The organism is Streptomyces sp. NPDC056161, from assembly GCF_042268025.1.
In the GTDB taxonomy this organism is placed as follows: domain Bacteria; phylum Actinomycetota; class Actinomycetes; order Streptomycetales; family Streptomycetaceae; genus Streptomyces.
Genome location: NZ_JBHJUV010000001.1, coordinates 112293 through 125678, shown reverse-complemented (window position 1 = coordinate 125678; position 13386 = coordinate 112293). Strand labels below are relative to the sequence as shown.

Genomic DNA, 13386 nt, shown 5'->3' with positions numbered 1-13386 from the left:
AACGGAGGTCGGCCTGCACCACCACCGGCCCGTCGAGCGCTGCTTCGAGCATCCGGACCCTTCCTCATCGTGTCCAACGATCACAATTGATGGCACCCAGCGAATTCAGCGATGGATACTCCTGCTGTGGAGATACGTGACCTGGAGTACTTCCTGTCCTGCTGCGAGACCGGGAGTTTCACCGCCGCGGCCCGCAGGATGCACATCGTGCAGTCCGCGATGTCCAGCGCGATCGGCCGCCTGGAGCGGGACCTGGGTGCCGTGCTGTTCGACCGCTCGGTCACCCCCATCGCCGTGACCGGACAAGGGGCCGCCCTGCGTGCCGCGGCCCAACGGGTGCTGGACGCCGCACGGTCCGCGCGGGACGAGGTCGACGCCGTCTCCGACCGGGTGCGCGGCACGGTCGTGCTCGGCAGCACGCTCAGCACCGGCCCGCTCGACCTCGCGGTGGTGCTCACCGCGATGCGGTCGCGTCACCCGGAGGTCGTCGTCCAACTGCGCCAGTCCTCGGCGGGATCCGCGGGCAACCTACGGGCGGTCCTGGACGGTTCGCTGGACATCGCGCTGACGGCCAGTGGCGAGCGGCCGCCCGACGGGATCTTGCTGCGGCCCCTGACCGACGAGCCGCTCGCGTTCGTCTGCCCGTCGGACCATCCGCTGGCCGGGCGAGCCCGGATCACGCCGCTGGACCTGTCGGCCGTGCCGATCCTGCGCTTCCCGCCGGGCTGGGGAATGCGGGACACCGTGGACCGGGTGCTCGGCCCGGCGGACTCCGCGACCGAGATCGCCGACTACTCGCTCATGGTCAGACTCGTTCGCACCGGATTCGGCGCGACCCTGATGCCCGCTTCGGCGGTGGCCGGCGATGGCGTGTGCGTGATCCCAGTCGACGCGCCGGAGCTGACGTGGCATTTGTCCGCAGCCCTCAGTGCCCGCCGCCGTCCCACCGCGGCCACAGAAGCCCTCCTCGAAGCGCTCACCGCCGCGGCGGACGACGCCTACGGTTCGTGCGACACCCGGACGACGGCGCAGTCCCCGTCTCGCGACTGACCGCGCGCTGATCGCCGCACGGACCGACCCATGGCGTCGGCGACGCGGGGGACGTCCTGACCGCCGCCGGTTCGTACCGCGTTCCGGCTCAGGTCCAATCCGCGCTCCGGCTGAGTCTGTCAGCCGCGGTGAGAAAGGCGCGTACGGCGGGTTTCGTCCGGCTGTCCCGCCACACCAGGTCGAGATCCAAGGCAGCGGTGACGTCGGTGAGTTCGAGCGCCGCCGTCGTGGGGCCGAGGCTGTCCGCCATCGAAGCGGGCACGAGCGTGAAACTCCTCTCGTCGCCGAGGACGATGCGCCGCAGCCCGGGAACGGGATCCTCCCGGAAACCGAATGTCCTGCCCGTCTCGGCGAGGGTCGCCATGAGTTTGTCGTAGTGGACGGGTGCCAGGTCCCGCGAGTAGAAGGAGAACGTCTGGCCGGCGAATTCGGCGAGGGCGACGGAGCCCCGCCGGGCGAACGGGTGTGCCACGTCGACGACGGCGACGAAGCTCTCCCGACGCAGGCGCTGACGCCGGTACTCCGGTCCGCCGGACAAGGTGTGGGAGACCACCACATCCAGTTCGCCGTTCCGCAGGGCGTCGTCGAGCGCCGACCCCCACCCCTCACGGGCGATGACTTCCAGGTCCGGGTGGGTTTCGGAGACCGCCTGGATGAGGCGTGGCATGGTGTCGTAGGCCGCCGAGAGGACGTACCCGACGCGTACGGTGCCCAGCTCACCGTGCTGGGCCCGGATGGTGCGGGCGATCAGGGCGTCGGTGTCTTCGAGGATGGCGCGGGCACCCTCGATGAAGACGCGCCCCGCTTCGGTCGGGCGGGTGGGCCGACGCTCGAAGAACGTGACGCCCATGCTCTGCTCCAGCTCGGCGATCTGGCGGCTCAATGGTGGCTGTGCCATGTGCAGGCGCAGCGCCGCCCGCTGGAAACCGCCTTCGTCGGCGACGGCGACGACATAGCGCATCAGTCGCAGGTCCAGCTGCATACCTTGAAGGTATCACGGCAGCACACGGCCGGTATGGGACGCGATATGCGGGGACGCGGACACTCCACTCATGACCGGGTTCATCCCCCGGCGGGCGTCATCGACCGCAGGTACCTCCGTACCTCGCAGCCGTTGGCGCGTAGTCCAGGTCGCGGCCGGAGCAAGAACTCCTCACCCACATACCTGGACGGTATGTCGACAGACCTTTTCGATCTTCGACAAAGCAGGCCGCGGCTTCGACCATGGACGTCGTGAGTTCTCCTCCGGCCTCCCCTGGTCTCTCCCGTAGACGTCGCCAACTGGTCCTGGCGATCTGCTGCCTGAGCCTGTTCATCGTCAGTCTCGACAACACCGTCCTACAGATCGCCCTGCCGACCCTGCAGAGGGACCTTCGAGCGCCGCTGTCGGGGCTGCAATGGACGATCGACGCCTACACCCTGGTGCTGGCCTCGCTGTACATCCTCGCCGGCTCCCTGGCCGACCGGATCGGGCGGCGCCGTGTGTTCATGACCGGTCTGGTCGTCTTCACCGCCGGTTCCGCACTCTGCTCCCTCGCCCCGACCCTGCACACGCTCGTCGCCTTCCGCATGTTGCAGGCGGTCGGCGGCTCCATGCTCACCCCGGTCGGCATGTCGCTCGTCACCCACGTCTTCCCCGACCGACATGAACGCGCCCACGCGATCGGGGTGTGGGGAGCGGTCGTCGGGCTGTCCATGGCGGTCGGACCACTGATCGGCGGCTTCCTCGTGGACAGCGCGGGCTGGCACTCGATCTTCTGGCTGAACCTGCCCGTCGGCCTGGCGGCTCTCGTCCTGACCCGCGTGTTCGTGCCGGAATCGCGCGCCTCCGTCGCCCGCCGCCCCGACCCCGTGGGCCAGATCCTGGTCATCGCCCTGCTCGGCACCCTCACCTACACGATCATCCAGGCCCCCGACCACGGCTGGGCCTCCGCCACGACCTTGACCCTGGCCGGTCTCACCCTGGCGCTCTGCGCCGCCCTGGCCGGCTACGAGTTGCGCCGTGACGAACCGCTGATCGAACTGCGGCTGTTCAAGTCAGTCCCCTTCACCGGCGCCGCGATCAACCTCCTGATCGGCTTCGGCACGCTGGGCGGCTTCCTGTTCCTCACCACTCTCTACCTGCAGAACGTCCGCCACCTCAGCGCCCTGCACGCCGGATCGTGGCTCCTGCCGATGGCCCTCATGACATTCCTCTGCGCCCCCGTGTCCGGCCGCTTCGTCGCCCGGTACGGAGCCCGTCCTCCGCTGCTCGTGGCAGGCTCCGGCATCACCGGCAGCGGCATCGTCTTCGCCGCTTTCGACGGACAGGCGCAGACCTGGTCCATGATCCTGGGCTGCGCCCTGTTCGGCCTCGGCTTCGGCTTCGTCAACGCCCCCACCACCAACACGGCCGTCGCCGGCCTGCCCGTGTCCCAAGCCGGGGTGGCCTCGTCGCTGGCCTCCACCTTCCGGCAGACCGGCACCGCTCTCGGTGTCGCCGTCATCGGCGCCGTCCTCGCCTCCGGGATCCGACCCGACGACTACCCCGGTTCCTACCCCGACGCCGCACACCCCGCCCTGTGGATCATCACCGGCTGCGGCCTGACCATTCTCCTCGTCGGACAACTCACCAACACCCGCCGCACTCCGCACCCCGCACACGACACCCGGTCCGTCAGCCGGAACCGGTGCGAGGGCCGTACCGCGGACGGCGCGGCCACAGCGCCGGTAGGGATCCGACGCGTGCCCTCCGACGAGCGGCGGAGATGACGGGCGGCGGAGATGACGGGCGGCGGAGATGACGAGCGGCAGAGATGAGGAGTGACCGCCCCCAGTGCCTCGGCAACGACGAACCGCACGTACCCGCGCCGCGTCTCACCGCCCTGCCGTACTGACCAGAGACGGCAACAGCCCCACCAGGACGAGCGCCACCGCTGAACGGTCGACGACGGAAAGATCGATGAACAGCAGGCAACCCCGCACAGCGACAGTGACACCGACGGACGTGAACCTCACCCGACAGGGCACGGGACTCGGCAGAGCGACGGTCATCCTGCTGGCCGTCGCGACCGGCCTGTCCGTGGCCGGCGTGTACTACGCCCAGCCACTGCTCGACGAGATCCGTATCGACCTGCACCTCCCGCCCGGCACGGCGGGGCTGATCGTGACGGTCACACAGCTCGGCTTCGCCGCCGGCCTGCTGCTCCTCGTACCCCTCGGCGACCTGGTCGAACGGCGGCGGCTGATCACCGTCATGTGCGTGCTGAGCGCGGCCGGGCTCGTCATGACCGGCCTGGCGACCGGCCCGACGCTGCTGTTCACCGCGTCACTCGTGGTGGGCACGTTCTCCACGGCTGCCCAACTGCTGGCCGCGTACGCCGCCACGTCGACGGCGGAAGGAGAACGCGGCCGCGTCGTCGGCACGATCATGAGCGGGTTGCTGATCGGCGTTCTGCTCGCCCGTACCGTCTCCGGCTACCTCGCCGTGTACGGCGGCTGGCGCATGGTCTACTGGGTCGCCGCCGCACTCATGCTGCTGCTCGCCTTCACCCTGCTCATCCGGCTGCCGAAGTCCCCGCCCACCGCCGACCTCCGCTACGCGGCGCTGCTGCGCTCGGTGTTCGCCCTGCTGCGCGAGGAGCCGCTGCTGCGCCTGCGGTCGCTGTACGGCGTGCTCGGCATGGCCGACTTCAGTGTGCTGTGGACATCCCTCGGCCTGATGCTCGCCGAGCCGCCGTACCGCTACTCACCGGCGCTGATCGGCCTGTTCGGCCTCGCCGGTGCCGCGGGCGCGGTCGCGGCCTCGCTCGCGGGACGCGTGGCCGACCGCGGCGGCGCGGGCCTCACCACCGGCGTATGCGGCCTGCTGATGACCGCCGCATGGCTGCCGATGAGCCTGGGACAGCACTCCCTGGCGCTGCTCATCGTGGGCATCGTGGTCTTCGACCTCGCCGCCCAAGCCCTGCACATCACCAACCAGAGCCAGATCTACACCCTTCGCCCCGAGGCGCGCTCCCGTCTCACCTCCGCCTACATGACCTGCTATTTCATCGGTGGCGTCGCTGGTTCAGGCATGTCCAGCATCGTCTACACGCGGGCCGGCTGGACGGGCGTCTCCGTACTCGGGGCCGTCCTCGGCGTCGCGACCCTCCTGGTCCGGCTCTGCACACCGCGCCGCGGGTGCCGTAGGTGATGCGACCGCTGGTGTCGGCGCCGACGCCCGTCAACTCACCGTTGATCACCCGCAGATGCGAGATCAGTCGACGCCGGGGTCGAGCCGCCCACGGCGGCCCCACCCGCGATATCGAGATGCCGGTGCTCGGAGGGACCGGTAACTTCACTGGGATGGCGCACGAGGAAGTGTTGCAGGACGGGGCTCATCGGCTGGTCGTACGGATCGGTGACACCGTCCGCAGGCCCGCCCAACCGTGGACGCCCACCATTCACGCGCTGCTGCGGCACCTGGAGGAGGTCGGCTTCCGCTACGCGCCCCGGCCGCTGGGACTCGACGACGAGGGCCGCGAGGTCCTCACCTACATCGACGGCCAGGCCGGGCCCCTGGCCTGGGAGAAAGTGGTGTCCGACGACGGACTGCGGACCTTCGCCCGGCTGTTGCGCGACTACCACGACGCGTGCGCGGACTTCTCGCCCCCGTCCGGGGCGACGTGGTCCGGGGGCGGTACCGGCCTCGGCGACGCGGACGTCGTCTGCCATGGAGACTTCGGCCCTTGGAATGTCGTTTGGCAGGGCGACCGGCCGGTGGGAATCATCGACTGGGACTTCGCTCGCCCTGCGCCGCGATTGCACGACGTGGCCTACGCGCTGGAATACGTCGCCCCGTTCCGCGACGACGACGAGTGCCTGCGATGGCTGCGCCACCCCGTGCCGCCGGACCGGCGCCGACGGTTGGAAGTCTTCTGCACCGCCTACGGGATCGACTCGACCGAGGGGATCGTCGACGCCGTCATCGCCGGACAGCGCGACACCGCCGACCTCGTGCGCCGCCTTGCCGAGCAAGGGCACGAGCCGCAAGCCACCTGGGCATCCGACGGACTGCTGACCCGACTCGGCAACCGCATCACGTGGAGCCTGACCCATCGGAACCTGTTCGAGTAGTGGCTCACCCGCACGAACCGCGCTTCCGGCCCGTGACCGCGTCCGACGAGCCACACCCACACGCACAACAGGGATTTCCACTGCTCCCCCTTCGGCGTGGCCAGGACGAGGACGGTCACCGTGGAACTCGGCCGGCAGGTCCGGCGCATCCGGCGGCGGGCGAACGGGTGTACCCGTGGATGGGAGGCAAGTCGCGGGGCGGGTGGCCGACTTGACGCCGTTGTCCATGGGGCGCGCAGGTCATCCGGTCGGGTTGGCGGTGAAGCGTTCTTCGGCGACCGTGCGGGCGGCGCGCATGAAACCGTCCCGGAGGGCTGCGAGGCTGCGCGGGTGCCAGGCGAGGACCAGCATGGTGCCGGGATCGTCGGCCATGGGGACGGCGACGACATCGGGGCCGAGCCTGTGCCTGATGCTCTCGCCGACCACCACGACGAGCTTGCCGAGCGCCACGAGGTCGACGATCTCGTGGAGGGCGGTGGACGGTGGGCTCGGCTGGTAGGCGGGGTCCTGTCGTAGCTCACCGGCACTCACCTCGGGGTATGCGGCATAGCGGTGCCCGGCGGGGACCAACGCGACCGAACGCTCCGGAATCAGCTCCTCGGTGCGCACCTCGCTGAGGTCGTCGGTGCCGCACAGCAGCCCGACGTCCGCCGTCCCGTCACGCAGGGCACCCGCCTGGTTGTCGGTGAAGACGATGTGGACGGGCAGGGCGTCGTCCTGCCGTTCGTAGACCTGTAGGACGTCGGCGAGCAGCCCGGCGGACGTTCCCGGCCGGGCGGCCACAATGAGACGGTCTCCGCGGGCCGCCTGGCGGGCGCGGCGCGGGGCTGCCGCTATCGCCTCCAAAATGGTCTGCGCGTCCGCGAGGAAGGACTCGCCGGCCGGCGTCAGCTCCACCCGCCTGCTGGTCCGGTGGAGCAGCGCTGTCCCGACGCGGCGTTCGAGGCGGGCGATCGCCCGGGAGAGGGGCGGCTGGCTGATGCCCAACCGCTCGGCCGCCTTCGCGAAGTGCAGTTCCTGCGCGACCGTGACGAAGTAGTGCAGCTCGCGGGTTTCCAACCGATCCATACCTTCAGGGTAACGAGCCTGTTCGAAACAGTCATGGCTCCCCGGTGCCTTGAGTGCTCAACTGGAACTCGCCGATCAGCGCGGTCAGGCATTTCAGGCATTGTCGGTGGACGGCGGTGCCGGGACGCTTCCCGGATCGAGCATTCATAAGACGCACTTCCGTATATGGAGAGGGCATGACTGAGGTTCCTACGGCGGCTGGCGGTATCGACTCCTCTCAGCTCGGTAATACTCTTGTTCATGAGCACGTTTTTGCCATCGGCGAGGAATACCGCCTCAACTACGACACGACGTGGGACGAGGAAGAAAAGGTCGCCCAGGCGGTGTCCGATCTCAACGGGCTGAAAGCTCTGGGCATCGACACGATCATGGATCCCACCGTTCTCGGCCTCGGCCGTTACATTCCGCGTATTCAGCGGGTTGCGGAGCAGACGGATCTCAACATCATCGTCGCCACCGGCCTGTACACCTTCAACGATCTTCCCCCGCAGTTCAGCTACCGCGGTCCGGGGGAGTTCGTGGACATGGCCGAACCGCTGACCGAATTGTTCATCAAAGACATCACGCAGGGTATCGGCGGAACCGGAGTGCGCGCTGCCTTCCTCAAATGCGCTATTGACACCCCTGGGATGACTCATGGGGTCGAGCGGACCATGCGCGCGGTGGCGCAGGCCAGTGTCGAAACAGGCGCGCCGATCACCGTCCATACGCACGCGGCGTCCCGGTCGGGGCTGGCGGCGCAGCGCCTCTTCATCGAGGAAGGCGTGAGTCCCGCCAAGGTGGTGATCGGGCACTCCGGAGACTCGACCGATATCGACTATCTCACCGAGTTGGCCGACAACGGCTCACTGCTGGGTATGGACCGATTTGGCGTCGATGCGTTCCTGCCGTTCGAGCAGCGCGTAGCGACCGTCGTGGAACTTGTCCGCCGGGGCTACGCCGAGAGCGTCGTCGTCTCGCACGACGCCTCCTGCTATATCGACTTCTTCGAGGCCGGTGAATTCGGGGAAAAGTGGAACTACCGGCACATCAGTGAGGATGTTCTGCCTGCCCTGCGCGCGGCCGGTGTTTCCGAGGACGACATAGAAACGATCCTCGTCAAGAACCCGAAGCGCTATTTCGAGAAATAGCCGCCGTGCGGCGAGCGACCGGCCGTCACCGAGTCCCTGCGGCCCACGCGGTCGCCCGGATCGGTGACATCGAGGTAATGCGGCCACGGCGCAGCCCACTGGGAGCAGTCGCCCCCCAGTTTCCGCGGATCAGGCCATGACGTGGAAGACACGAGGGCTACCCCGCGTGCGGCCGGGTCGCGGGGTGGGCCGTCGCGTCGGCGGTGAGGCGGCTCGGGCCGGCGGCACGGGTGATGGCGGATTCGACGGCGGCGATCCGGTCCGCCAGCAGGCCCAGGGCCGCGATCGCACGGGTGAGCTGGTCGTCCTCCGGGCCGCCGAGTGCCTGGGCGCGGACGTGGGCGTTCTTGACGTCGCCCCAGTGGGCGGCCTGCTCCGGGGTGAGCGTGCCGCGCAGCTCGGCCAGCTTCAGCAGATTGGCCTCGGCGCCGGTGGTGAGGGTCTGGGCCTCGGCCGCGTAGTGGTCGTCGATCAGCGCGGACAGTTCGGCGTCGTTCATGACCGGCTGGATGCGCTGGGCGATCTTGTTCATGTTGCGGTACGAGCCCTGGAGAAGGAAGGGCGGTTCGGTGCGCGCGGTCCCGGACCGGCCGGCGGAGGCGATGTACGCGGCGTTGACCGCCAGGATCGTCTCGCGGGCGGCGAGCAGGTGGCGCAGCACGGCCAGGATCCGCTCCAGCTCGGCGGGGACGTAGGGGTGCGTCAGCCCGTCGGCGCTGCCGGTCGGGTCGCCTTCGGCGAGTCGGACCAGCAGGTCGAGGTCGGCGCGGTCGCGGCCGGCGAGCGGCGCGAGCACCGGGTTCGCGGTGAGCGCGTTCTCGACGAAACTGAGCGCGAAGACATCCTCCTTGCCGGTCAGGACGTCGCCGAGGTTCCACACGTCGGCGCGGTTGGCGAGCATGTCGGGGACCCGGAAGCGCTCGCCGGACTCGGTGTACGGGTTGCCCGCCATGCAGACGGCGAAGCGCTTGCCGCGCAGGTCGTGGGTGTGCGGCCGGCCGTCCCGGACACCTTCGACGCGCCGGGTGGCGTCGCACAGCGGGATGAACTTCTGCAACAGCTCGGGCGAGGTGTGCTGGATGTCGTCGAGGTACAGCAGGGTGTTGTTGCCCGCCGCCAGCGCGAAGTTGATCTTCTCCACCTCCTGGCGGGCGGTGGCGTTCGGCGCCTCGGCCGGGTCGAGAGAGGTGACCGCGGATCCGAGGGCCGGACCGTCGACCCTGACCAGGAGCAGGCCGAGGCGGTCGGCGACGTACTCCATCAGCGTCGTCTTGCCGTAGCCGGGCGGGGAGACGAGCAGGAGCAGGCCGCCGGTGTCCGTGCGCTTCGAGGCGCCGGTGGTGCCGAGCTGCTTGGCGAGGCTGTCGCCGATCAGGGGGAGGTACACCTCGTCGATGAGCCTGCCGCGGACGAAGGCGGACATGGTCCGGGGCCGGTACTCGTCCAGGCGGAGCCGGGTGTGTTCGGCGGCGGCCAGTTCCGTGCGGCGGCGCTGGTGGGCGCGGTGTCCGGGGACGTCGTGCGTGCGGAACGCGTGGGTGCGGGCGAGGAACTCGTCGACGCGGAGGGACAGCGCGCGGTCGGTGATGCGGGGGTGGGCGCCCAGCAGTCCTTCGACCGTCCCGGTCAGCGGCGCGTGGGAGTCGTACCGGGTCAGGTCGGGGCAGAGCTCCGCAGCCACCGCCTCGGCCAGGTCGCCGGGCAGGACGTCGGTGCCGGTCGAGGCGGTGTACGAGGTGAGCCACGCCTCGACGAGCTGGCGCCGCGCGGCCAGGTCGCCGAGGGCGGCCAGATCGTCGTCGTACGCCGAAGTGCCCGCCGTACGGCGGAACTTGTCGAGCAACGTGCGGGTGCCGCCGCTGATCACGAAGCCGTCGGGGCCGGTCGTCAGCTCCTCGAAGAGGTACGCGGCGGCGTCTTCCGCGCCGATCGCCTCCGCCAGTTCCTGCTTCAGGTCGGCGATCGCGGGCGCCGGACCGAACATGTTCCGGGCGCGGGCCAGGGACACCGCACGCCGCGCCCAGACCTCGCGTTCGCCGGCCGTGGTGTCGTGCGCCCAGAACAGCTGGGCCGCGGCGCGGGCCGCGGGTTCGTGGCGCAGGGGGCCCGCGTCCTCGTGCAGACGCAGGAGGACGGTGAGGACCAGGACCGCGTCGTGGTCGTGGACACCGCGTTCGTACCCCTCGTCGTAGGCGGCCTCCGCCGCCTGCCGCACGAGAGCGGCCAGATCGGCGTCCGCGAGGGCTGCCGGGCCGTGTTCCGCCAGGAGCCGGGCGGCGAGGTACTCCGCGCGGTAGACCTCCGGCGACTCCGACGGCAGGGGCCGGTCCCCGTACGAGCGGGTCGCCGCGAAGTCGGGGTCCGTCACCGGTGAGCGGTAGTCGGTGCCGGTGAGGGCGAAGGCGAGGCCGTCGCCGTGCGGGACGAGGGTGAGGTCGAGGGGCTGGGTGTTGACGGCGAAACGGTGGGTGCCGAGGCGGAGGGTGCGGCCGTCGTCGGTGTACAGCTCGGCACGGTCACGCAGAGCCCTGAGGGCGTCCTGGCGGGCCGACTTCAGACGGCCGTCCAACTCCTCCGCCTTGCCCTGGTCGCCGAGTTCGCGCAGTTCACCGGCCAGGCGGCGGACCTTGGCGGGTATCGGGTCGGAGGCGAAGTAGGTGGCGACGGCGTCCGCGTCGGCGAGGCCCGCGGCGCGGCGGGTGACGGTCCGCAGGATCCGGGCCGCCGAGTCGGCGAGGCGTTCGGCGCGGCGGGCGCGGGCGTCGGCGAGGGTCTGCTTGCGTGCGGAGAACGCCTCGTGGACCTCGTCCCGCTGGTCGGCGAGCGCGCCGAGGAAGTCGTCGAACTCCGCGAACCGGGACTCCAGGTTCTCCAACTGCACCAGCGTCCGGGCGAGCTGCTCGTCGCACGCCTCGGGGCTGTCGGCGGCCGCGAGAGCTCCGGTGACCGACTGGCCCAGCAGGGCGAACTCGGCGGCGAACTCGGCCCGTCCTTCACCATCGAGGAGTGCGCGGCGGCGGCCGTCGAGCGTGGCGCGGGCACGGTTGACGTCGCCCAGGACCCCGGCGATCCGCTCCAGTACGGCCGTGCGGACGGTGGCGTCGCCGATGTCGAGGCCGGCGACGGTCTCGGTCACCGTGCGCAGTCCGTCGGCGAGTTCGTCGAGGCGGACGGTCAGGGGCGCCGCCTCGGCCACCGTGGTGATCGCCTCGGCGTCGGCGACGAGGTGCTCGATGTCGGCCCGGTGTCCGGCGAAGGCGTCCTCGCGGGCCAGCTGGGTGACGGCCCGCCGCCCGAAGGAGGCCAGGTCGGCCGCGGCCCCGGCCGCGAGTTCGTCGATGCGGCCGGTATCGACGTACCGCATGTCCTTCAGGGTGAGCAGATGGCCCTGGGCGCGGCGGAGTTCGGTCAGGCCGGCCACCCAGGCGGCGGCGCTTCGCGGGACCTCACCGCGCAGCCGCCGTACGACGGCGGCCATCCGCGCCGCGCCCTCGTCGAGCGCCTCGGCGGCCCGGCGGGTGAGGGCCTGGACGGTCTCGAACTCGGCCAGGACCTGTTCGGCGGTGCTCCGCAGCTGCGTGAGCGGCTCGCGCAGATCGCCGAGTTCGGGCTCGGCCAGCCAGTGGTGGGAGTCGGCGATGCGGACACAGGCCGCGGCGAGCGCCTCGTACACCTCGCTCGTCGGTGTCGTCCCGGTGACGGTGCGGGCGAGGGACAGGCAGTCGGAGATGCCGCGCACGAGGTCGGCGTTGCCGACGCGGGCCAGCGGGCCGGAACCGGCCGGCTGGGCGGCGGCGTGGGTGTCGGAGACGTACGGGGAGTTCCACCGCTGGACGGGGTGCACGCGCTGCGGCTCGTCGCCGTCGGCACGCAGCACGAGGAGGGCGCCGTCGTCGAACAGGGCCCAGCCGCGGCAGGACAGCGGGGTGGCGACCTCCTTGCGGATCACGTTGTAGGGCAGCAGCAGGCCGCGTCCCTCCCCGCGTGCGTGGAAGGCGATCAGCACGTCCTCGCCATTGGGCGAGCGGACCAGACGCTCGAACTCCAGACCGTCGGTGTCGACGCCGTCGAACGTCCGGTACGAGCCCGTGGCCAGGCAGTAGCCGCCCGGGAACACGATGCCCTGGTCCTCGGGCAGCCTTCGGCACGCCTGGCCGATGCCGTCCAGCCGGACCACCGACCTGGTGAGCGTGTGGAACACCAGGTAGCGGTCGGTGTCCTCGTTGTAGGGGCGGATCCGCAACAGGATCAGGGCACCCACGCGCGCGTACGCGATGTCCGCGTCGGCGAGGGACTGGAGCGGCTCGGCGACCGGCTCGGCATAGACGCCCGCACCGGTCCCGGTGTCGTTCTCGACCTTGACGGTGAGGGTGCCGCCGATGGTGTCCACGAACACCTCGCCCCCGATGGAGACGTGCGGATGGCGGCCGGGGACGTGGTCCTCGCGGGTCGTACGCGTCCAGTCGAAGTCGTGGGAGGGCGGGAAGACGTGGTCGCGGTCGCCGCGCGCGTCCAGGAAGGACACCTGGCCGTCGTCGCTCACCGCCCAGCGCAGGACGCGGATGTCCCCGGCCTTTTCCCCGGTCTGGAAGACGGCCAGCAGTCTGCCGTCGACCCGGCGGAGCCGGCGGAGGTGGGCCTGGCGGTAGTAGCGGTACAGGGCCGCGAACTCGCGGCGGAAGGCCGGGTCGTCCAGCAGGCCGGGCACGGCGTCGTCCGGGAGCCGGTTCAGGTCGCGGTCGTGCAGCGTGAAGACGTCGCCGACGGTCCTCCCGGGCTGCGGGCCGAGGAAGACGTTGTGGCCGAAGAACAGGACGTCGCCGATCGGGACGATGTCCCGGGGCACACACGTGTGTTCCGTGCGCAGCCGCCCGGTGCCGGCGAGTTCCAGTCGTGTGGTGCCGAACTCCTCGATCCTGCGGGCGTCGAGCGCCTCGGTGCGGCGGGCGAGTTCGGCGGCCTGCGCGGTGAGGCGGTCGCGCAGCACCTCGTACGTGCCGGTGTCCAGGCCGGTGGTCATGGAGCCCTCTCAGGAAGTCGG

Annotated in this window: 8 protein-coding genes; 5 read left to right on the top strand and 3 right to left on the bottom strand. The window is 70.5% G+C overall.

The genetic code is table 11. The annotated features are described in order from the left end of the window. Window positions 1-126: 126 nt before the first annotated feature. A complete protein-coding gene (locus ACFC09_RS00560; RefSeq protein ID WP_376522279.1) occupies window positions 127-1050 on the top strand; it encodes a LysR family transcriptional regulator in 924 nt (307 codons plus the stop codon). 88 nt (window positions 1051-1138) lie between these two features. Here ACFC09_RS00560 and ACFC09_RS00555 read toward each other — a convergent pair whose 3' ends face one another. After that, on the bottom strand, window positions 1139-2032 hold the full coding sequence (locus ACFC09_RS00555; RefSeq protein WP_376522277.1) for a LysR substrate-binding domain-containing protein: 894 nt from the start codon (window positions 2030-2032) through the stop codon (window positions 1139-1141). Between the two features lie 251 nt (window positions 2033-2283). Here ACFC09_RS00555 and ACFC09_RS00550 point away from each other — a divergent pair, with 251 nt between their 5' ends. The 3 genes from ACFC09_RS00550 to ACFC09_RS00540 all read left to right on the top strand — a co-directional run bounded on the left by ACFC09_RS00550 (window position 2284) and on the right by ACFC09_RS00540 (window position 6147). Further along, the gene (locus ACFC09_RS00550) at window positions 2284-3801 is read left to right on the top strand and encodes an MFS transporter (RefSeq protein ID WP_376522275.1); all 1518 of its coding nucleotides are present in this window, start codon (window positions 2284-2286) and stop codon (window positions 3799-3801) included. 235 nt (window positions 3802-4036) lie between these two features. Continuing rightward, window positions 4037-5224: an MFS transporter gene (locus ACFC09_RS00545; protein ID WP_376522272.1), complete on the top strand. Its 1188-nt coding sequence runs from the start codon at window positions 4037-4039 to the stop codon at window positions 5222-5224. 152 nt (window positions 5225-5376) lie between these two features. Further along, window positions 5377-6147: an aminoglycoside phosphotransferase family protein gene (locus tag ACFC09_RS00540; RefSeq protein ID WP_376522270.1), complete on the top strand. Its 771-nt coding sequence runs from the start codon at window positions 5377-5379 to the stop codon at window positions 6145-6147. A gap of 240 nt (window positions 6148-6387) precedes the next feature. Here ACFC09_RS00540 and ACFC09_RS00535 read toward each other — a convergent pair whose 3' ends face one another. Beyond that, on the bottom strand, window positions 6388-7215 hold the full coding sequence (locus ACFC09_RS00535; protein WP_376522267.1) for a LysR family transcriptional regulator: 828 nt from the start codon (window positions 7213-7215) through the stop codon (window positions 6388-6390). 176 nt (window positions 7216-7391) lie between these two features. Between ACFC09_RS00535 and ACFC09_RS00530 the strand changes: the two genes are divergently transcribed. After that, window positions 7392-8345 (top strand): phosphotriesterase, encoded by a 954-nt coding sequence (locus tag ACFC09_RS00530; protein WP_376522265.1) that lies wholly within the window; start codon window positions 7392-7394, stop codon window positions 8343-8345. Between the two features lie 157 nt (window positions 8346-8502). On the opposite strand, the gene ACFC09_RS00525 is transcribed toward ACFC09_RS00530, so the two are convergent. After that, a complete protein-coding gene (locus ACFC09_RS00525) occupies window positions 8503-13365 on the bottom strand; it encodes a DNA repair ATPase (RefSeq protein ID WP_376522262.1) in 4863 nt (1620 codons plus the stop codon). Between the last annotated feature and the right edge of the window lie 21 nt (window positions 13366-13386).